General features: G+C 63.1%; 21 protein-coding genes. 14 read left to right on the top strand and 7 right to left on the bottom strand.

The window, feature by feature from the left end; translation table 11 throughout:
- Positions 1-7: 7 nt before the first annotated feature.
- The 5 genes from hmcC (at position 8) to ACZ5AC_RS09900 (ending at position 4,091) form a co-directional block, all read left to right on the top strand.
- Positions 8-1,177 carry a sulfate respiration complex protein HmcC gene (gene hmcC / locus ACZ5AC_RS09920; protein WP_464247457.1) on the top strand — a complete coding sequence of 390 codons (1,170 nt, stop codon included), beginning with the start codon at positions 8-10 and terminating at the stop codon, positions 1,175-1,177.
- Between the two features lie 12 nt (positions 1,178-1,189).
- The gene (hmcD, locus tag ACZ5AC_RS09915; RefSeq protein ID WP_464247456.1) at positions 1,190-1,339 is read left to right on the top strand and encodes a sulfate respiration complex protein HmcD; all 150 of its coding nucleotides are present in this window, start codon (positions 1,190-1,192) and stop codon (positions 1,337-1,339) included.
- Between the two features lie 35 nt (positions 1,340-1,374).
- Positions 1,375-2,049, top strand: coding sequence for a sulfate respiration complex protein HmcE (gene hmcE / locus ACZ5AC_RS09910; protein ID WP_464247455.1), 675 nt, complete (start codon positions 1,375-1,377; stop codon positions 2,047-2,049).
- A gap of 17 nt (positions 2,050-2,066) precedes the next feature.
- The gene (gene hmcF, locus ACZ5AC_RS09905) at positions 2,067-3,449 is read left to right on the top strand and encodes a sulfate respiration complex iron-sulfur protein HmcF (protein WP_464247454.1); all 1,383 of its coding nucleotides are present in this window, start codon (positions 2,067-2,069) and stop codon (positions 3,447-3,449) included.
- Between the two features lie 228 nt (positions 3,450-3,677).
- Complete coding sequence (locus ACZ5AC_RS09900) at positions 3,678-4,091, top strand: RrF2 family transcriptional regulator (RefSeq protein ID WP_464247453.1); 414 nt, start codon at positions 3,678-3,680, stop codon at positions 4,089-4,091.
- A 47-nt stretch (positions 4,092-4,138) separates the two neighbouring features.
- On the opposite strand, the gene ACZ5AC_RS09895 is transcribed toward ACZ5AC_RS09900, so the two are convergent.
- From ACZ5AC_RS09895 to nth, 3 genes are read right to left on the bottom strand one after another with little or no spacing between them, the layout of a single operon-like run.
- Positions 4,139-4,714 (bottom strand): nitroreductase family protein, encoded by a 576-nt coding sequence (locus tag ACZ5AC_RS09895; protein ID WP_464247452.1) that lies wholly within the window; start codon positions 4,712-4,714, stop codon positions 4,139-4,141.
- A gap of 10 nt (positions 4,715-4,724) precedes the next feature.
- On the bottom strand, positions 4,725-5,837 hold the full coding sequence (tgt, locus tag ACZ5AC_RS09890) for a tRNA guanosine(34) transglycosylase Tgt (RefSeq protein ID WP_464247451.1): 1,113 nt from the start codon (positions 5,835-5,837) through the stop codon (positions 4,725-4,727).
- Positions 5,834-6,508 carry an endonuclease III gene (gene nth, locus ACZ5AC_RS09885; RefSeq protein ID WP_464247450.1) on the bottom strand — a complete coding sequence of 225 codons (675 nt, stop codon included), beginning with the start codon at positions 6,506-6,508 and terminating at the stop codon, positions 5,834-5,836. Before nth ends, tgt begins: the two co-directional genes overlap by 4 nt.
- 90 nt (positions 6,509-6,598) lie before the next feature.
- Between nth and cutA the strand changes: the two genes are divergently transcribed.
- The 9 genes from cutA (at position 6,599) to pal (ending at position 13,658) form a co-directional block, all read left to right on the top strand.
- Positions 6,599-6,940, top strand: coding sequence for a divalent-cation tolerance protein CutA (gene cutA, locus ACZ5AC_RS09880; protein WP_464247449.1), 342 nt, complete (start codon positions 6,599-6,601; stop codon positions 6,938-6,940).
- A 62-nt stretch (positions 6,941-7,002) separates the two neighbouring features.
- A complete protein-coding gene (miaB, locus tag ACZ5AC_RS09875) occupies positions 7,003-8,337 on the top strand; it encodes a tRNA (N6-isopentenyl adenosine(37)-C2)-methylthiotransferase MiaB (RefSeq protein WP_464247448.1) in 1,335 nt (444 codons plus the stop codon).
- Complete coding sequence (locus ACZ5AC_RS09870) at positions 8,331-8,825, top strand: bifunctional nuclease family protein (protein WP_464247447.1); 495 nt, start codon at positions 8,331-8,333, stop codon at positions 8,823-8,825. Before miaB ends, ACZ5AC_RS09870 begins: the two co-directional genes overlap by 7 nt.
- A gap of 7 nt (positions 8,826-8,832) precedes the next feature.
- Positions 8,833-9,486: a histidinol phosphate phosphatase domain-containing protein gene (locus ACZ5AC_RS09865; RefSeq protein ID WP_464247446.1), complete on the top strand. Its 654-nt coding sequence runs from the start codon at positions 8,833-8,835 to the stop codon at positions 9,484-9,486.
- Positions 9,487-9,584: 98 nt separating this feature from the next.
- Positions 9,585-10,334: a MotA/TolQ/ExbB proton channel family protein gene (locus ACZ5AC_RS09860; RefSeq protein ID WP_464247445.1), complete on the top strand. Its 750-nt coding sequence runs from the start codon at positions 9,585-9,587 to the stop codon at positions 10,332-10,334.
- Positions 10,335-10,337: 3 nt separating this feature from the next.
- The gene (locus ACZ5AC_RS09855; RefSeq protein ID WP_464247444.1) at positions 10,338-10,754 is read left to right on the top strand and encodes an ExbD/TolR family protein; all 417 of its coding nucleotides are present in this window, start codon (positions 10,338-10,340) and stop codon (positions 10,752-10,754) included.
- Between the two features lie 15 nt (positions 10,755-10,769).
- Positions 10,770-11,750 carry a cell envelope integrity protein TolA gene (tolA, locus tag ACZ5AC_RS09850; protein WP_464247443.1) on the top strand — a complete coding sequence of 327 codons (981 nt, stop codon included), beginning with the start codon at positions 10,770-10,772 and terminating at the stop codon, positions 11,748-11,750.
- Between the two features lie 9 nt (positions 11,751-11,759).
- On the top strand, positions 11,760-13,079 hold the full coding sequence (locus ACZ5AC_RS09845; RefSeq protein WP_464247442.1) for a hypothetical protein: 1,320 nt from the start codon (positions 11,760-11,762) through the stop codon (positions 13,077-13,079).
- Between the two features lie 39 nt (positions 13,080-13,118).
- Positions 13,119-13,658 (top strand): peptidoglycan-associated lipoprotein Pal, encoded by a 540-nt coding sequence (gene pal / locus ACZ5AC_RS09840; RefSeq protein WP_464247441.1) that lies wholly within the window; start codon positions 13,119-13,121, stop codon positions 13,656-13,658.
- 321 nt (positions 13,659-13,979) lie between these two features.
- On the opposite strand, the gene mdoH is transcribed toward pal, so the two are convergent.
- The 4 genes from mdoH to nifA all read right to left on the bottom strand — a co-directional run bounded on the left by mdoH (position 13,980) and on the right by nifA (position 20,010).
- Entirely contained in the window at positions 13,980-16,076 is a 2,097-nt protein-coding gene (gene mdoH / locus ACZ5AC_RS09835) for a glucans biosynthesis glucosyltransferase MdoH (protein WP_464247440.1), read from the bottom strand.
- 70 nt (positions 16,077-16,146) lie between these two features.
- Complete coding sequence (locus ACZ5AC_RS09830) at positions 16,147-16,635, bottom strand: hypothetical protein (RefSeq protein ID WP_464247439.1); 489 nt, start codon at positions 16,633-16,635, stop codon at positions 16,147-16,149.
- Positions 16,635-18,179 (bottom strand): OpgD/OpgG family glucan biosynthesis protein, encoded by a 1,545-nt coding sequence (locus ACZ5AC_RS09825; protein ID WP_464247438.1) that lies wholly within the window; start codon positions 18,177-18,179, stop codon positions 16,635-16,637. Before ACZ5AC_RS09825 ends, ACZ5AC_RS09830 begins: the two co-directional genes overlap by 1 nt.
- A gap of 247 nt (positions 18,180-18,426) precedes the next feature.
- A complete protein-coding gene (nifA, locus tag ACZ5AC_RS09820; RefSeq protein ID WP_464247437.1) occupies positions 18,427-20,010 on the bottom strand; it encodes a nif-specific transcriptional activator NifA in 1,584 nt (527 codons plus the stop codon).
- Positions 20,011-20,127 lie beyond the last annotated feature (117 nt).

The following is a 20,127-nucleotide window of genomic DNA, read 5'->3' as shown; positions in this document are numbered from 1 at the left end:
AGTGGCGATGTCTGACCACACCACACCGAACAAGTCATTCTGGACGCCGGCGAACATCATCACCGCCGTCATCCTGGCCATAGGCCTGGTGCTGACCGTCAAGCGCTTCACGATGGGCATCGGCTCCGTCACCAACCTGTCCGACGACAACCCCTGGGGCATCTGGATCGGCTTCGATCTGCTCTGCGGCGTCGCTCTCGCCGCCGGCGGCTACACGACCTCCGCGGCGGTGTACCTTTTCGGCATGAAGAAATACCATTCGGCGGTCCGCCCGGCCATCACCACGGCATTCCTGGGCTACGCCTTCGTCGTCTTCGCCCTGCTGTACGACTTGGGCCGCTACTACCGGCTGCCGTATCCCCTGACCATCTACCCCGGCCCCACCTCCTTCCTCTTCGAGGTAGGTCTGTGCGTCGCCCTGTACCTGACGGTCCTGGCCATCGAGTTCTCCCCGGCCGTGTGGGAGACCCTCAAGTGGAAGAAGCTGCGGCATTACGCCCACAGCCTGACCCTGTTGCTGACCATCTTCGGCGTCATCCTCTCGACCCTGCATCAGTCCTCCCTGGGCGGGTTGTACCTGATCGCCCCCTCCAAGCTGCATCCGCTGTGGTACTCCCCGTACCTGGCCCTGTTCTTCTTCGTTTCGAGCATCCCGGCCGGCCTGTCCATGGTCATCTTCGAGGGCGGCCTGTCCCACAAGTTCCTGCACCACAAGATGGACGAAACCCACATCGAGGAAGCCCCCGGCGTGACTCTGGGCTTCGCCAAGGCCGCGGCCGTGGTCCTTTTCTGCTACTTCAACCTGAAGTGGATCGGCGTGGCCATGGACGACAACTGGCATCTCCTGGCCACCGGCTGGGGCGCCTGGTTCCTGGTCGAGGTCATCGGCTTCGTCCTCGTGCCCTGCCTCATGTACGCCGTGGCCGCCCGCGAAAAGAATCAGAAGCTGGCCTTCTGGGCCTCCATCGTCACGGTCCTGGGCATCGTTCTGAACCGCCTGAACATCTCCCTGGTGGCCTTCAACTGGCAGCTGCCGGCTGAAGTCCGCTACATCCCGTCCTGGGAGGAGATCATGATTACCGTGTTCATCGTCACCCTGGAAATCACGGTCCTGCGGTTCTGCCTGAACAAGCTGCCGATCCTGCACGAACACCCCGACTTCAAGGAAGCGCACTAAAGGAGGCGTACAATGGAATTCATGACATATCATGACTTCATGTTCTGGACCAAGGGCATGGCCTATGTCGGCATGGGCGTTGGTCTGGTGGCGTTCGTGGCCTTCTGGCTGTTCGTGACCGAACGGGACGAAGACAGGTTCGCTGACAAGGAAGAGGAATAGGCTCGGTCCGTTTCGACCAATGAAGGAGTATTCGTATGTATGAGATATTGACTGGTCCGCTGCTCTGGATTTCCTTTGCGGTATTCTTTGTCGGCCTGACCGCCCGCGTGGTGCTCTACTTCAAGGGGCTGGACTGGCGGCTGGACCGCGTGGCCTACAAGCCGCACATGAACTATGGCATCAAGGGCGCCGTGCGCTCGGTGTACCGCTGGCTGCTGCCCTTCGGCACCCACAGCTGGCGCGCCAAGCCCATCTTTACCCTCATGTTCTTCGCCTTTCACTTCGGTCTGGTCATCGTGCCCATCTTCCTGGAAGGGCATGCCGTGATGATCAGAAACGGCCTTGGCATCGGTTGGCCGTCCATGCCGCAGATCCTGGCCGACGTGCTGGCTATCGCGGCGCTCATGGGCGGCATCGGCATCGCCGTGCGTCGCTTCCTGCTGCCCGAGGTGCGCATCCTGACCGATTTCAAGGACGTCATGCTGCTGGTCCTGACCCTGACCTTGCTGTTCTCCGGCATCATGGCCTCGTACCATACCGCCAACTATTCGGTCTGGATCAACCTGCATATCCTGTGCGGCGTGATCGTGCTACTGACCGCTCCCTTCACCAAGCTGGCCCATATCGCGCTCTTTTTCTGCACGCGCATCCAGCTCGGCATGGATTTCGGGATCAAGCGCGGCGGAATGAAGTCCAATTTTGACTGGTAAGCCAAGAGGAATACAAAATGCCCGAAGGAAAACTTTGCAATAAGAAGCCCGTTGCCTCCAGAGAGGATCTCGACGCCCTCTTGGGCGACAGCAACGGCAGACAATATTACGCGGAAATGGAACAGCTGGACGTGGACGCCGAAAAGCTTTGGGCGACCATCCAGAAGACCATGAAATCCAGAACCAAGACCTGGCTCGACATCTGCGCCCACTGCGGATTGTGCGCCGACAGCTGCTTCCTGTACAGCGTCAACGAGCGCGACCCCAAGCAGGTGCCGTCTTACAAGATCCAGTCCACCCTTGGTGAGATCGTCAAGCAGAAGGGCAACGTGTCCAACGAGTTCATGCGCATGTGCATGGACACGGCCTGGTCCAAGTGCACCTGTTGCAACCGTTGCGGCTCCTTCTGCCCCTACGGCATCGACATGGGCGTCATGTTCAGCTACCTGCGCGGTCTGCTGCACTCCCAGGGCTTCGTGCCATGGGAACTGAAGATCGGCTCGGGCATGCACCGCCTGTTCCGCGCCCAGATGGACGTCACCGTAGAGGAGTTCGTGGACACCTGCGAATGGATGGTCGACGAGGCCCTCGAAGAGTGGCCGTGCCTTGAGATTCCCATCGACAAGGAAGACGCCGACATCGTCTACATGATCAATGCCCGCGAGGCGAAGCACTACCCCGAAGACATCGTCGAGGCGGCCATCCTCTTCCATGTTGCGGGCGAGAACTGGACCATGCCGTCGTCCGGCTGGGAAATGACCAGCCTGTCCATGTTCGCCGGTGACTGGGAAGCCTGCAAGATGCAGGTCGAGACGGTCTATGAGGCCATGGAGCGCCTGCGTCCCAAGCGCATGGTCGCCACCGAGTGCGGCCACGCCTACCGAGCTACGGTCATCGAAGGCCCGTACTGGGCCGGACGCCCCGACGGCCAGCCGCCCGTGGAGTGCATCCACTACGTGGAATGGGTGGCCGAGGCACTGGAGACCGGAAAGCTCAAGATCGATCCGACAAAGAAGATCAAGGAGCCTGTCACGCTACAGGATTCCTGCAACTACGTGCGCAACGCCGGCCTGCGGGATTGCGGCCGGATCATCATGAAGCACATAGCCGAGGACTTCCGCGAGATGGCTCCCAACAAGGAGCATAATTACTGCTGCGGCGGCGGAGGCGGCTTCAACGGCATCGGGCGTTACCGCAAGCAGCGCAACGCGGCCCTGAAGATGAAGCGCGAGCAGATTCTGGCCACGGGTGCGAAGTTCGTCATCGCACCGTGCCACAACTGCTGGGACGCCATCCGCGATCTGGAAGAGGAGTTCGAAATCGGCATCCGCTGGAGCTTCCTGAAGCCCCTGCTGATCAAGATGATCGAGGTGCCCGAGCACCTCCTGCCTCAGGAATAGGACGATAGCGGTACGCCGCGCAGATTGCGGCGTACCGCTTCCACTCTCGTTCCGGTCTTCGGCGCAAAGGCTCGTCCCTGCGGCTGACGGTCAGGAGCGTCCTGCCCCGGTGCACGGGCGGGCATAACCTTGCGCTCTGGTTCGCGACTCAATCGCGAGGGGGCCAGACACTGTGGAATGTCCGCCGGCGCTGCCTGAAGGCCGGTTCGAGTAATCTTGGAGGATAGGATGCGTTTGACCACGAAGAGCCGCTACGGGACTCGCCTGCTCATGGATATCGCCGTTCATGAGGCCGCCGGCTGGGTGAACACGACGGACATTGCCAGGCGGCAGAATATTTCCCAGAAATACATTGAGAAGTTGATTTCGGGTTTGCGGCGCAGCGGCCTCGTGCGCAGCAAGCGTGGCCCGTTCGGCGGACACAAGCTGGCCAAATCCGCCCAGGAGATCACGGTCGGGGATGTGGTCAGGGTGCTGGAGGACAGCTCCGCCGCGGATCAGCTCCTTGAAAGCGCGGCGGCTGGAGAGGGCGTGGACTCTTCGGAGGTTCTCCTGCAGCACATATGGGTCGAGGCGAACAATGTGCTCATGGGCGCGCTTGACTCCCACCGGCTTTCCGATCTGATCTCCCGCCGGTCCTGAGCCGCGTCGACGCGGTTTCGGGCCTGTCCGGACTCCGGGTCGCTCCGTTACCGCCTATCCAGGATGAGATCCTCCACCTTGCGTTTCGGCACGTAGTGCACACCCGCTTCGTCCCTCCAGTATCGAATTGACCCGTCCGCGGGCACATCCACGACCTGCACGTCCTCCACGGGCTTGCCCAGCGCCAGGACCAGGCTGATCTCCAGTTCCGGCGCCAGCCCGAGGTGCGCGCGCAGCCGGTCGCGGTCGATGGCCCCGAGCATGCATCCTCCTAAGCCATTTTCCACCGCTCCAAGCAGCATGGTCTGGGCCATGATGCCGAGGTCGATCCTGGCCATGTCCCAGTCCTTGGCCGTGTTGACCACGATGATGTAGGCGGTCGGTCGCTCGGACGGTGCGGGGCCGTCCCAGTCCTTGAGGTAGGCCGCCCATTTCAGGCAGCCGAAGACGGCCTCGTTGTCGGCCGGAGCCGTGCACAGGATGAAGCGCAGGGGCTGCCTGTTGGCGGCGGAGGGGCAGAGCCTGGCCAGTTCGACCAGTTCTTCGAGGGTCCGCATGGGGATGGCGACGCCGTTGTCGAAACGGCGGTAGCTGCGGCTGGCGGTGACGATGTCCTTGAGCATGCGCGCCTCCTCAGGTGTCGTAGATGTTTTCGAACCGCGCCTTGTACGCCTGGAACGTTCCCTCCGCGATGGCCTTGCGGGCGCCGGTCACGACCTGCAGGAAGTAGGCGAGGTTGTGGATGGTGTTCAGGCGGTAGGACAGGATCTCCTGGGCCTGGTAGAGGTGGCGCAGGTAGGCGCGGCTGAAGTTGCGACAGGTGTAGCAGGAGCACTCGGGGTCCAGGGGGCCGTCGTCCTCGGTGTACTCGGCGCGCTTGATGTTGACCTTGCCCAGGGACGTGAACAGCGTCCCGTTGCGGGCGTTGCGCGTTGGCAGCACGCAGTCGAACATGTCTATGCCGGCGTCGATGCCGCGGATGATGTCCAGCGGAGTGCCCACGCCCATGAGGTAGCGCGGCTTGTCCGCGGGCAGCAGGGGCGTGCTGTGGTAGAGGATGTCCATCATCTCGGGCTTGGATTCGCCCACGCTAAGGCCGCCCAGGGCGTAGCCGTCGAAGGGGATGTCGATAAGCTGGCGGATGCTTTCCTCGCGCAGGTCCCGGAAGAATCCGCCCTGACCGATGCCGAAGAGGAGCTGGTCGCCGCTGCCCTGGGGATAGGCCTTTCGGCAGCGCTCCGCCCAACGGGTGGTCAGCCCGAGGGATTTTTTGGTGTAGTCGTAGTCCGCGCCGTAGGGCACGCATTCGTCGAGGACCATCATGATGTCCGAGCCGAGGTTGCGCTGGATGGAGATGGCCTTTTCGGGCGAAAAGAAGTGCTTGGACCCGTCGAGGTGCGAGGAGAAGGCCACGCCGTCCTCGGTCAGCTTGCGCAGGCCCGAGAGGCTGAAGACCTGGAAGCCGCCGGAGTCCGTGAGGATGGGGCGGTCCCAGTTCATGAACTTGTGCAGGCCGCCACGCCGGGCGATCATCTCGTCGCCGGGGCGCATGCACAGGTGGTAGGTGTTGCCGAGGATGATGCGCGCGCCGAGGTTTTTCAGGTCCTCGGGGCAGACTGCCTTGACGGTCCCCTGGGTGCCCACGGGCATGAAGATTGGGGTGGGGATGACGCCGTGGGCCGTGTGCAGTTCTCCGGCCCGGGACGCGCCGTCGGTGTGGTGTATGGTGAATGTTCCAGGTTTCATTTCGGTTTTCGTTTCGTTGCGGTTTTGGTGGCCAGGCCCGCCTTGGGACACAGGTCCTCGAGTTCGCATTCCGGACAGGCCGGCTTGCGGGCCGTGCAGACCTCCCGGCCGAAGAGGACCAGGTAGTGGTTCACGGCGCCCCAGTCGTCCTGGGGGAAAAGCTTCATCAGGTCGCGCTCGATCCTGTCCGGCACGGTCTCGCGGGTCAGGCCCAGGCGGAAGGAGATGCGTTTGACGTGGGTGTCCACGGCGATGCCGGCCTGGACGCCGAAGGCGTTGGACAGGACGACGTTGGCCGTCTTGCGCGCCACGCCGGGCAGGGTCAGCATGTCCTCCATGGTCCGGGGGACCTGGCCGCCGTAGGCGTCGACGATCCTGGCCGCGGCGGCGCGCAGGTTCTTGGCCTTGTTGCGGAAGAAGCCCGTCGAACGGATGACGACCTCGATTTCCCCCACATCGGCATTTGCCATTTGCTCCACGTCCGGCCACGTGGCAAAGAGTTGCGGAGTGACCTGGTTGACCCGCGCGTCGGTGCACTGGGCGGAAAGCACCGTGGCGGCCAGCAGTTCCCACGGCGACGACCAGTGCAGCTCGGTCCTGGGGACCGGGTAGCGGCGGGCCAGCCGTTCCCGTACGGCCTCGGCCCTGGCGGGGATGTTCGGTTTCGTCATGGCGGATACCTCGTGCGGGTGTCGGACCCCGAGTGAACGTGCCTGACAGTTTTTTTCCGCAACCTCAAGTTTTTTGCACGGAGGCGCGAGATGAGCGAAATCCTGGTTTACATGACGGCCCCTGACGCGGAAACGGCGCGCCGCATCGGCCGCGCCCTGGTGGACCGTCGTCTGGCGGCCTGCGTCAACATCCTGCCGGCCATCGAGTCCATGTACTGGTGGGACGGGTCCGTGCAGTCCGAGGTCGAGACGGCGTTTCTCGCCAAGACAAGGGCGGACCTCTACGAGAGCCTGGAGGCTTGCGTTCTCGGGATGCATCCTTATGAAATTCCGTGTATCGTGGCCCTGAACCTCGATCGCGGTCACGGGCCTTTCCTGCGCTGGATAGCCGAGCAGACGCAGTCGACCGGCGGAGCCCATGAAATGAGTTGACTGGGCAAAAAAATCGTTCATAGCAATGCGCAACGCATGATCCGAAGAGGAGAAGAGGTTTCGTGAGGTTTCACATTTTGACGTTCGGGTGCCAGATGAACGTGGCCGACTCCGACTGGCTGTCCCAGGCCCTGGTTTCACGGGGATGGACCGACTCCGCGGAGGATGACGCCCAGGTCTTCCTGGTCACCACCTGCAGCGTGCGGGAGAAGCCCGAACAGAAGGTCTATTCCCTGCTTGGCCGCCTCAAGGGCTACGCCGATCGCGACCCCTCGGTCTTCGTGGGCGTGGGCGGCTGCGTGGCCCAGCAGATCGGCGAGGAGTTCTGGAACCGCTTCCCATTCGTCCGCCTGGTTTTCGGCACCGACGGCACGGCCATGGTGCCGCAGGCCCTGGAGCGACTCGTCGAGGACCCGGCCCTGCGCGTAAGCCTGCTGGACTTCCTCGACCACTACCCCGAGCGCGAACAGCCCGAAGAGGGCAGGGTCGGGGCCCAGGCTTTCGTCAACATCATGCAGGGCTGCGACAATTTCTGCGCCTACTGCATCGTGCCCTTCACCCGCGGTCGCCAGAAGTCGCGTTCGTCCGACGCCATCGTGGCCGAGTGCGAGTCCCTGGTGCGGCGCGGCGCGCGGGAGCTGACCCTGCTGGGGCAGAACGTGAACAGCTACGGCCAGGACAAGCACGGCGACGGCACCACCTTCGCCTCGCTGCTGCGCCGCATCTCGGCCATTCCGGGCCTGGTGCGGCTCAAGTTCACGACCTCGCATCCAAAAGACATCGCGCCCGAAGTTGTGGCGGCCTTCGGCGAACTGCCGAACCTGAGCCCCCAGCTGCACCTGCCCGTGCAGTCCGGCTCCGACGCCGTCCTCAAAGCCATGGGCCGCAAGTACACGCGGCAGCGCTACCTGGACATAGTTCGGGACCTGCGCGCGGCATGCCCGCACATCGCCCTGACCACGGACATCATCGTCGGGTTTCCGGGCGAGACGCAGCGGGATTTCGAGGACACCCTGGAACTCATGCGCCAGGTCCGCTACGAGTCGAGTTTTTCCTTCAAGTATTCCGACCGGCCCGGGGTGCGGGCCGAGAAGATGGACTTCAAGGTGCCAGAGGAAGAGAAGGCCCGCCGGCTGTCCGTGCTGCAGGACCTGCAGAACCGCATCACCGCCGAGGAGCTCGAGTCCCTCGTGGGCGCCGAGGTCGACGTCCTGGTGGAGGGCAAGAGCAGGATGCAGGACGGCGAGGCCCTTTTCTGGAGGGGCCGGGACGGCGGAGGGCGCATCGTCAATTTTCCTTCGCCCTTGCCCGAGCTGACGGGCAAAATGATTCGCGTGCGCATCCTGGCCGCGAAGAAACACTCCCTCACGGGGGAGACCCGAGGTGAACCGTGGTAGAAATGACGGTATTCGGATTGGCCCTGGACGAGGATTCGCAGATGCCGATCCTCATTCTCAAGGACACGTCGGAGGACATCATTTTCCCCATCTGGATCGGAGCCATGGAGGCCATGTCCATTTCCATGGCCCTGAACAAGGTGCCCGTGCCCCGGCCCATGACCCACGACCTGATCCTGAACATCCTGGAGAAGCTGGCCGCCCGGCTGGAGGCCGTCGAGATCGTGTCGATCCACGAGGGCACGTACTACGCCGAACTGGTGCTGCGCTCCGAAGGCGGCGAGAGGCGCGTGGACTGCCGCCCGTCGGACTCCATCGCCCTGGCCTTGCGGGCCGAGGTGCCCATTCGGGTGTCCGAGGAGGTCATCGCCCTGAACAAGACCCTGCAGAAGGGCGTGTTCCAGGAGGTGGTCAAGGGCGAGGACAGCGAGAAGTGGACGGACATCCTCTCCAAATACAGCCTCGACGACATCAAGTACAAGATGTGACCCGACCGTGATCGACCTGCACACGCACACGACCTTCAGCGACGGGGTCCTCGTTCCGGCTGAACTGGCGCGGCGCGCCAAGGTGGCGGGGTACCGCGCCGTGGCCATCACCGACCACGCCGACGCGTCGAACATGGACCTTATCGTGCCGCGCCTGGCCGCCATGGCGCGGGAGTATTCCGTGTACATGGACATCGCCATCGTCCCCGGCGTGGAGCTGACGCACGTGCCCGCGGCCCTCATGGCCCAGGAGGTCGAGCGCGCCAGGGCCCTCGGGGCGCAGCTCGTGGTCGCTCACGGCGAGACCATCGTCGAGCCCGTGGAGCGGGGCACCAATCTCGCAGCCATCGAGGCCGGGGTCGACGTGCTGGCCCACCCCGGGCTGATCACTCCCGAGGAGGTCCGCCTGGCGGCGCAGAAAGGCGTGCTCCTCGAAATCACCACCAGGGCCGGGCACGGGTACGCCAACGGCCACGTCCTGGCACTGGCCCGCGCCTGCGGGGCCCGGTTCGTGCTCAACAACGACGCCCACGATCCCCGCGACCTCGTCGGGGCGGAGCTGCGCCGCCGGATCGCCCTGGGGTGCGGCATGTCGGAAGATGAATATCGCGCCGCGGATGACCATGCCTGGGCTCTTGTGTCCCGTTGCCTTTCGCAGTAGTGAATCAAAATTTGTTATTTCGTCGAAAACTTTCGTAGTTAAAAAAGGTGAAATTTATGGATGCAGTAGCGCAGACAGGCGTTGTTGACACGATAAACATGACGCAGCCCCTCGATTCAATGCAGCAGTTGGGTGCTGCGACGCAACTCGGCGGCATGCCGCAGTTCAGCTTCTGGGAAATGATTGCCAACGCGACGGTCGTGGTGCAGAGTGTCATGGCCCTTTTGGCCCTCATGTCGCTCATCAGCTGGTCGATCATTTTCTTCAAGATAATCCAGATCAATCTCGGTCGGCGCAAGGCTCTGCAGGAGCGCGCCCTGTTCCAGAACGCCACGAACCTGGCCGACGGCGTGCAGACCCTGCGCGAACAGGGCAACTCGGCCCTGTATCCCATCGCAAAGAAGGGATTGCAGGAATTCCGCCGTCTGGAACAATCCGTCATCCATCCCAACCTCAAGTTCCGCGTTGCCGGCGACAACCTGCGGCGCGTGCTCGAACAGGGTGTCACCGAGAGCCTCGGCGACATGTCCCGGTCCCTGGCCTTCCTGGCGACCTGCGCCAACTCCGCCCCCTTCATCGGCCTCTTCGGCACGGTCTGGGGCATCATGAACTCCTTTCATTCCATCGGACAGATGAAGACCGCGGCTCTGGCCGCCGTGGCGCCCGGCATCTCCGAAGCCCTCGTGGCCACGGCCATCGGCCTGGGCGTCGCCATCCCGGCGACCATCGCCTACAACACCTTTCTGGGCATGATCAACACGGTGCAGTCCGAGATGGAATGCTTCGCCAGCGAATTCCTCAATCGAGCCCAGCTCGAACTGCCCTGGATGAACAAGCGGGGAGAATAGGCCATGGGCATGCAGTTAAACTCCGGCAAGGGGTTCCTTGCCGAGATCAACGTCACCCCCTTCGTGGACGTCATGCTGGTGTTGCTCATCATCTTCATGGTGACGGCGCCCATGCTGACCCAGGGAGTGGAGGTCGACCTCCCCGAAACCAAGGCGGTGGAAACCCTGCCCGAGGACAGCGACACCGTGGTGCTGCATGTCCTCAAGGACGGGACCATCAAGCTGGACAAGTACGAGGTCAAAATCGAGGATTTAGGCAACCATCTCAAAAGGATGGAAACGCTGAAGGGTAAACTGCTGTACCTCCAGGCGGACAAGGATGTGGCCTACGGCGTGGTCGTCAAGGTCATGGCCGAGGTCAGGGCCGCCGGCGTGCAGAAACTCGGCGTCGTTGCGGAACCTGAAGAAGAGAAGCTCTAAGCTCAAGGCGTTGCCGTGTCGTATTCCCTGCGTCATCTGAGTTGGGTCTTCTCTATCGCCCTGCACCTTGCAGTGTTCATCGGAGGAGTCTACGTTTCCACCGATTCCCATATCAAACTCAACCTCAACAAGCGGATGTATGAGGTGAATCTCGTCGGGCCGCCGCACAAGGGCAAGCCCGGCGCAAAGAGCGCTCCCAGGCAGGCCGTGACTCCCGAGTCTGCGCCGCAGAAGGCGGCCCCGAAAGAGGCCCCGGTGGCCAAGGCTCCCGAGGAGCCCAAGAAGCCCGAGAAAAAGGCCGTCCCGTCGGAAACGGCCAAGCCGGTGCCGACGGTGAACGCCACGGTGGCCGAGGCCAAGCCCGAGGAGCCCAAGAAGGAAGAGCCCAAGAAAGAGGAGCCGAAAAAGGAGGCTCCGAAGAAGGAAGAGCCCAAGAAGGACGAGGCCAAAAAGGAAGAACCCAAGAAGGACGTCAAGGACGACAAGTCCAAGAAGGCGCCCAGCAAGGAGGATATCCTGGCCGAGGCCCTGGGAGACGTGTCCAAGACCGCGAAGCAGACCCGTCCCGGCGCCGAGGGCGCGGCCAAGGGGTCTGCCAAGGGCGGCTCCAAGGACGCCCTGGCCGACGCCCTGGCCGACTTGGGACGCGAAGTCTCCGGACGGGGCACCAGCGGCGACGGTACAGCCGAGGACGGCGAGGGCGAGGGCGAATCCACGGGCAGCCTGGAGGATTTCTATGCCTCCCAGGTCATCAAGGTCATCCGCCAGAACTGGAGATTCCCCCGCCTGTCAAACGTGGTCCTGGCCACGACCGTGGAGCTGCGGGTCAGCAAGGGCGGCGAGATCCTCGGCTCGCGCATGGTCAACGGTTCAGGGCGCTCGGACTTCGACGCCTCCGTCATGCGGGCCATCGAAGACACCAGGAAACTGCCGGAGCTTCCCGAAACGCTGCCGACAACGTTCAGGATAACTTTTTACAATACGGAAAACGGGTAGGAGACGGTCTTGATCAGAAAACTCTCTTTGCTTGTGATGCTCCTGTGCGTCGCCGCGGCTCCGGTCTGGGGCGCGGACGTGATGAGCATCGACATCTACGGTCCGGGCCAGTCGAGGGTGAACCTGTTCGTGGCCGACCCGCTGTCCAAGGACAGCGTCGGTCCTCTCGGGGCCATCCCGGGCAACGCTCCCCTCGAACTGCAACAGCGCATTCACGCCAACTGCGCCTTTCTGCCTTTCTTCAACATGCTCGGCGGCAGGGACATCGTCGGCGGACCCAATCCCGGCGGGTATGTGACACCGAGCATCGACTTCAAGAAGTTCCAGCTCTCCCGCGCCGACGTGCTGGTCACCGCGGCCTGGACGCCGCGTCCCGGAGGGGTGGGCGAGGTCGAGCTGCGGGCCTACGAGGTCTACACGGGCCGCCTGATCGTCGGCAAGGGCTACAGCGTGAGCACGAACCAGCAGGTGCCCGAAGTGGCGGCCCGCTTCTGTGCTGACCTCATGGAGGCTCTGACCGGCCAGGGTGATTTCTTCCGGTCCAACATCGCCTTCGTCAAGAAGGAAGGCAACCGCAAGCAGATCTACATGTGCACGGCCCAGGGCCTGAACCTGCAGAAGGTCACCAATCTCGACGGCATCTGCGTCAGCCCCTCGTGGTCCCATGACGGCCAGAAGCTCGTGTTCGTCTTCCTGGACAAGCAGTACCACAACCTGTGCGTCTGGGACCGTCAGAGCAGATCGCTCGAGAAGAAGAGACTGCCGGGCAATACCCTCATCGCGCCCGCCTTCACCAAATCCGGTTCCGTGGCCATCAGCCTGGACATGAGCGGAAACCCCGAGATTTACGAGCTCAAGCCCGACTACAGCGTCGGAAGGCCACTGGAACAGAACTGGGGTATCGACGTAAGTCCGGACTTCGACCGCTCCGGGCAGAAAATGGTCTTTGTTTCCAACAGATTGGGCAATCCTCATGTTTTCCTCAAGAATCTCGGCAGCGGAGAGGTCAAGCGCATCTCCATGACCGGGAAATACAACACCGGTCCGAGCATCAGCCCGGACGGCACGCAGGTCGTCTTCGCCCACATGGTCAACGGAGTTCATAAATTATTTCTGGCAGATCTGATCTCCGGACAGGAACGGCAGTTGACATTTGGCGGGGGGAGTGATGAAGATCCGACGTGGTCCCCGGACGGCTATTTCATCGCCTTTTCGTCCAGCAGATCGGGTCCCAAGCAGATCTATCTGACGACGAAGCACGGGGACGAACCTATCTTGATTCCAACCGGGCCTGGTGAGGCGAGCTCTCCGGCCTGGGGGAAATTATAGTGGCTAAGGCTTGGTTTTTTTTCGTTAATGGAGGAAGTTATGAAGAAGTTAGGTGTTTTTGGTTTGATCGTGTTGGTGTTTTGCCTGGCCATGGCCGGCGGCTGCTCCAAGAAAGTGGCCTCCACTCCTGCCGGTGCGACCGCTGCCGGTTCCGGTGACGGTTCCTACGGACAGGGCGGTCTGACCGCCGAGCAGCTCGAGGCCCAGCGCCTGGCCGAACTGCAGCGTCAGGCCATCGAGAAGATCGCTGCGGATCGGATCTATTTCGCTTTCGATTCCAACGAGCTGAGCCAGGAATCCCGTCAGATCCTGACGGACAAGGCTGAACTGCTGAAGTCCACTCCCGGCCTGAACCTGCTGATCGAAGGTCACTGCGACGAGCGCGGCACCAACGAATACAACCTGGCCCTGGGCGAACGCAGAGCTCGCGCCGCCTACGAGTTCCTGGTCCTGATGGGTGTGGACTCCTCCAAGATGTCCATCATCAGCTACGGCGAAGAATACCCCGCCGTGCAGGGCTCCAACGAGGCCGCCTGGTCCAAGAACCGTCGCGACGAGTTCAAGGCCAGCGCCAACTAGGATATTCAGGGGAATCTCCCCTCGCGAAGCCCCGGGTTATCCCGGGGCTTTTTTTTTGGCTTTCGGGTTGAGCGTCGAGGCTATCATTGGGATGCCCACCGACGTCGTTGAACGTCGATCCGAGAGCATCGACACAAGCGCCCCGTCATCGTGAGCGCAGCGCGGCGAGCCATCTTCGACGTGCGCCGGAATACATCCGGAAAAAAGAGTGAAAGGATGATGAGGGATTGCAGCTAAAAAAAGGTCCCGAAGGTTATCTGCGACCTCCGGGACCTTTGGTGAAATCAGGCGCCCATCCTCCCGTGTCGGGCGGGCGTTTCGTCAAGTCAGTCGCACGCTCCACAGCTTTTCCAGAGTCTCCGCCGGGAGTTCCCAAATCGCGTGGTGCAGCCGTTCCATGCGTTCGCCGTCGTAGAGAAGCTCTTTGCGCTCTTTCTTGTTGAGGGCTGCAGGGCCGTGCTGCAGGACGCGGTCCAGCAGGGCGTCCCGGCGCTTGGCGATCTCCGGGGCCAGGGACCGTGGGCCGCGCAGCAGGCTGCGGTGCAGCGTGTTGACGGCCGGGACGACGGCGGCGCGTACGAAGCCCTGCTCGGAGGGAATGCCGAAGCCGCCGCGGTCGTTGGACGTGGTCTGCAGGTAGGCTTCGATATCCTCGTATTCTCGCGGCAGGCGCACCTCCTCGGGGGTGACGAAGATGCGCAGGCGGCGCAGGAATCTGCCGACCTCGGCCCGGCTGGTGATCATGGACACCGGGATGGACAGCAGCAGCGAAATGACCAGGGGTGAACTCCACCAGAAGAAGACGCGGTTGATCTGGAACAGGGCCGCTCCCCAGACCAGGGCCAGGAGCGTGCCGCCGCCATGGAAGCGCAGGGCGTCCCAGAAACTCGTGCCCTCGTCGTCCCGCTGCTGCGTGCCCCAGCCGATGCCCATGCCCATGAGGGTCAGGAAGACGTACTTGCTGTGGAAGAGCATGCGCACGGGTGCCAGGAGGGTCGAGAGAACGACCTCCGTCAGGATGCTGCCGCACAGGGCGAAAAAGCCGCCGAACTGTTTGCGGCGTCCTTTGATCAGGGCCAGGAGCAGGGCGCAGACCTTGGGCAGGAACAGCACCACGGCCGTTCCGGCCAGAAGGCTCAGGGCCGGGATCGGGTCCCAGACCGGCCAGACAGGGAAGAGGGATTTGGTTGGAGTGAAGTAATCGGGCTGGACGAGAGCCTCGGACACGGCTTCGGCCGTGGCAAGGGCCAGGAACAGGAACCACAGCAGCGCCGAGCCGTACGCCATGACGCCGTTCAGGAACAGGGCCCGGTGCCCGGGGAAAATGCCGCGGGTGAAGACCAGGCGCAGGTGCTGGAGGTTGCCCTGGCACCAGCGGCGGTCGCGCTTGAGTTCGTTCAGGAGGTTCGGCGGCACTTCCTCGTAGCTGCCCTCGAGATCGTACGCCAGCCAGACCGAATAGCCGGCGCGGCGCATGAGGGCCGACTCCACGAAGTCGTGGGACATGATGTCTCCGCCCAGGGGCGGCTTGCCGGGCAGGCGCGTCAGGGCGCAGTGCTTCATGAACGGCTTGACCCGGATGATGGCGTTGTGGCCCCAGAACTGCGCGTCGCCAAGGAACCAGTGGTGCAGGCCCGCCGCGTACATGGGCCCGTAGGCCCTGTTGGCGAACTGCTGGGCGCGGGCGATGAAGGTCTCGCGGCCCGTGCAGGCCGGGGCTGTCTGCAGGATACCGACGTTGCGCCTGCGTTCCATGATGCGCACCATGCGGATGAGCGTCTCGCCGGACATGACCGAGTCCGCGTCGAAGACGATCATGTAGGTGTAGTGGTCGCCGTAGCGGCGGCAGAAGTCGGCCACGTTGCCGCTCTTGCGCTTGAGGTTGATGCGCCGGCGCCGGTAGAAGATGTGTCCGTGGGCCGAGAGGTCGTTGCAGAGGCGGTTCCAGGCGGCCTCTTCCTGAACCCAGCGTTCGGGGTCGTTGGAGTCGCTCAGGATGTGGATGTCGAAACGGTCCGCGGCGCCTAGGCGGGCCAGGGAGCGCCACACGGCCTGGATGCCGGCCATGATCCGCTCGGGGTCCTCGTTGCAGACGGGAAAGAGGATGGCGGTCCTGACGTTCTGCCGGATGGGTGCATCGAGTTCCCCGCGCGACCGGCTCACGGCAAAGCGGTCATCCCTCTTCAGCAGGGTCCAGAAACCTGCCAGGGCTGTCCAGAAGCCCAGAGATATCCAGATGAAGAGCACGCAGTAGACGGCGATGATGGACGCTTCCAGGAGCGTCCGCCCCTTGTGCGGCAGAAGGCCGCCCATGACGTAGGCTGCGGTCAGGGCCGGAGCGAGGACGAGGATCAGGAGCAGGAGCCTGCGGCGCGCGGCGATCTTGCGCCACGGTTCGTTCAGAAATTCGCGTTTCATGTCTCTCCTTCGAGGAGTCGTCCGCTGCCGCGCACGCGGGCGCGACTGCGGGAATGTCGGGCGTTGCGGGTCAGGGCAGCTGCAAGTCCATGATCCGCAGCCCGGCCAGGAGCAGCGCATAGAGCAGGAAGTCGATCAGCGCCGTGTTGAAGAAGCCTGCCGTCATGATCCACAGCGGCCGCATGAAGCTCAGGTAGACCCGCACCCACGGGCGGCGGTCCATCTCCTCGGGCTTCATGTGTCTTCTTCGGACTCCGGGGCTCGGAACGACATGCAACGCAGGCGTCTGCTCGGCCAGCAAGCCGCGCAGAATCCTCATGCCCCTTGCTTCCGCCTGGGCCGGGTTGTCGCCCGGATCCTTGGCCAGTTCCGTCAGGGCCGCCAGGGCCAGTTCGTGCCGCGTCCTTTCCGGCAGGGGCAGGTGCCTCAGATAGACGGCCATGCGGCGGCCGGCGGCCTCCATGCGGGCCTCCAGGAGCATGGCCGGGGTCTCGACCGGGGGGCGGAACATGTCCTGAAGGCCGATCTGGCCTGATGGGTCAGCCGTTTCTTTCTTCATCACAGCTTGATGGCGTAGGACCATGTCTCCGTCAGCGGAGCCATGCCATGTTGCAGGGTGGCGCGCATCTCGATGAAAGGGCGCTTGTCCGACAGGACCAGGGAAAGGCCCGACGAGGCGTCCGGCTCGATCTCGAAGGCCAGACGCCAGTGGCCCGTGACCTGATTCTTGTACACGCGTTTTTCCAGAAGCTTTCCGCCCTCGCCGATCCAGACGTTGGCGTCCAGGGCGGCGTCGTCGGGCAGGTCGTCGAGCTTGCCGCCCGCGAATTCGAGGACGAAGAGCCGGGACCTTTCGCCCTTGCCTTTGGCCGTGCGCGTGAAGATGACCTGCCCCTCGGGCGACGTCACGCGTTGCGGCGACGTCCAGCGGGTCCTGTAGTCGAAGCGCAGGGACTTGCCCGGTTCGGGCCTGGCATCTGGTGCCCAGAAGGAGACGATGTTGTCGTGGATTTCCTCGGGGGACGGGATCTGCACCAGATGCAGCTGTCCCGGGCCCCAGTCGCCCTTGGGCTCGACCCAGGCGCTGGGCCGGGCCTCGTATCTGGCTTCGAGGTCGAGGTAGTTGTCGAAGTCCGTGTCGCGCTGCATGAGGCCCATGCCGCGGATGTTGGGTGCGTTGAAGACGTTGACCGCCAGGGTCTTGGGGTTCTGCAGGGGGCGCCAGAGCCATTCCTCGTTCTCGAACCTGGCCATGAGGCCGTCGGAGTCGTGGACTTCGGGACGGAAGTCGTCGCTGACGCGCGGATTCGAGTTCTCGCCGAAGATGAACATGCTGGTCAGGGGGGCGATGCCGAGCCTGGCCACGGGCTCCCTCAGGAAGATGGCCGATTGGACGTCCATGACGGTCTCGGCGCCGGGCGTCGCGTCGAAGCGGAAGGCGCCCGTGACGCGGCGCGAGTCGAGCAGGGCGTAGATGACGATGCTCTTGTCCTTCTTGCCCGGCTTCACGATCCAGAACTCCTTGAAGAAGGGGAACTCCTCGCCCGTGGCTTCGGCCGTGTCCACGGCCAGGCCGCGGGCCGAAAGCCCGTAGTGGTGCCCCTTGCCCACGGCGCGCAGGTAGCTGGCGCCCAGGAAGACCAGGAATTCGTCGAGGTACTTCTTGGTGTTGATGGCCGAATGGATGCGAAATCCCGCATAGCCCATGTCCGCGGGAATCTGGCCCGCGAAGTCGTTGCTGCCGTAGTTGAAGGCCGTTGTGTCGAAGTCCAGGCGCGAGGGGGCGTCCTTGTCGATGATGTTGATGGCTACGGTGCGGTCGTAGAACAGCCCGGGGTGAAAGAACTGCAGTTCGAAGGGCAACTTCTCGTCGCGCCACAGGCTCTTTTCGGGGTCGAAACGGATGTCGCGCCACTGGTCGTAGGAGATGTCGCGCAGTATCTGGGGGACCTGGCCCTGGTTGTCCTCGAAGGGCTTGGCCGCAAGCTCCCTGGCCAGGGCTTCGACATTCTCAAATCCGAACGAAGCGGACTGGGCCAGGGCCTGGTTGGTCAGAACAAAAAGAAAAAGTCCGGCCGCAAGGCCGAACGCTTTGAATCGCATGAACATTCGCTGTGCTCCCTGAAATGAAACTCTGACTGGTGCGGGCAATTTTCGGTATCTCCCCTTGTGCTTTTCGGAGGCGCTCGTCAAGAGGCAAGTCGCGAACCTTTGCGAGGCGTTGCTTGCGGGCCGTCGACCGGACGTTGCGCGCCTGCGCTGTCCATAGCACGGATGTGGGGGGAAAGTGAAGAAGGAAGCCCGGCCGGAGGAGGGAGATCGGTGCACGACGTCCGGCCGGGCCCTGGGGTCACGGCTGCTGTCTGCGGGATTCCACGCGCCCTTTGGCGATGAGTTCCTCCAGGTTGAACTTCCGGACGCGGTAGCCCATCTGGCGGGGGGTGAGGTTCAGTTCGCGCGCGGCCTTGTACTGGATCCAGGCGTTGCGCTTGAGGGCCGCCACCACCTCCTTGCGCTCCGTTTCCCGCAACGGCTGGCACTGCTCCGCCGGTGGGGCCGGCTGCTCCTGGACGCTGCGTGCGGCATGGGGCCGTTGTGTTTCCGGGTTCAGGAAGCCGCGGATGAACTCGGCTTCCACCGGTTTGTCGTCGGTCAGGATGACGAGGCGTTCCACGAGATTTTCGAGTTCGCGAACATTCCCGGGCCAGTCGTAGCCCAGGAGAAGGTTCAGGGCCTCGGCGGTCAGGGTCAGACTGCGCCCGTACTCGCGCTCCAGTTCCTTCTGGAAGTGGTTCAGCAGGCGGGGGATGTCCTCCTTTCGTTCGCGCAGGGCAGGCACGCGCACCGGGAAGACGTTCAGTCGGTAGTAGAGGTCCTCGCGGAAGAGGCCCTGGGAGACCAGGAGGTCCAGTTCGCGGTTGGTGGCGCTGATGATGCGCACGTCGACCTTGCGCGTGCGGTTGCTGCCGATGCGTTCGAACTCCCGCTCCTGCAGGACGCGAAGGAGTTTGGCCTGCAGGGTCAAGGTCAGCTCCCCGATCTCGTCCAGAAAGATTGTGCCCAGGTGGGCGTCCTCGAAACGGCCAGGCTTGGCGCTGTTGGCGCCGGTGAAGGCGCCCTTTTCGTATCCGAAGAGTTCGGCCTCCAGAAGATTTTCCGGGATGGCCGCGCAGTTGACCTTGATGAAAGGATGGGTCTTGCGGTCGGACAGTTCGTGGATGATGCGGCCGATGAGTGTCTTGCCGGTGCCCGACTCTCCGAGCAGCAGCACCGTGGCCTTGGTCGTGGCGACCTTGCCCACGTACTGCTCGACCTCCAGCATGGCCTGGCTCTTGCCCACGATGTAGGGGCCGTGGTTCTCCTTGGCGATCTGGTATTTGAGGGAAGTGTTCTCCTGCTTGAGGGCTGCCTCCCTGTTTTTTACTTTTTCGTTCAGACTCAGGAATTGTGAGATGAGGGTGGCCACCACGCTCAAAAACTCCGTGTCGGCGTCGAGTTGCTCCTGGCCCGTGAAGACCCGGTCCACGTTGAGGACGCCGATGGGGCTGCCGTGCAGGAGGATCGGCACACCGACGAAGGAGATGCGCTCGCGGCTGATGCGCCTGGTGCCGGTCTTGTCCAGGAAGAGCGGTTCCATGGAGATGTCGGGCACCACGTAGGGCCTGGCCGTGCGGAAGATGGTCCCGGTGATGCCCTCGTCCATGCGGTACACGCCGCGTCGCTTTTCCTGGTCGGACAGGCCGTAGGACGTGGAGATGGCCAGGCGTCCGGATTGGGGGTCGTAGAGGGTGACCGTGGCCCGTCGCATGCTCATGGTGTCCGAGAGGATCTTGAGGATGGACTCCAGGGCGCTCTCCAGATCCAGGGCCTGGTCGATGACCTTGCTGATGGCCAGCAGAACCCGCAGTTCGGTGGAACAGGTGGACGTGCTCATGACGCGACATGAGCAACAAGGATGCCGCACCACCCGAACAGATGGGTTTCAGGCTGCCCTCGCTGACAACATGCCGGATATAAACGAGAAAAAAATTGTCTTTTTAGCGGTCGCTTC

This window comes from Desulfomicrobium aestuarii (genome assembly GCF_055385525.1).
This window is presented reverse-complemented; position numbering and strand designations above follow the sequence as displayed.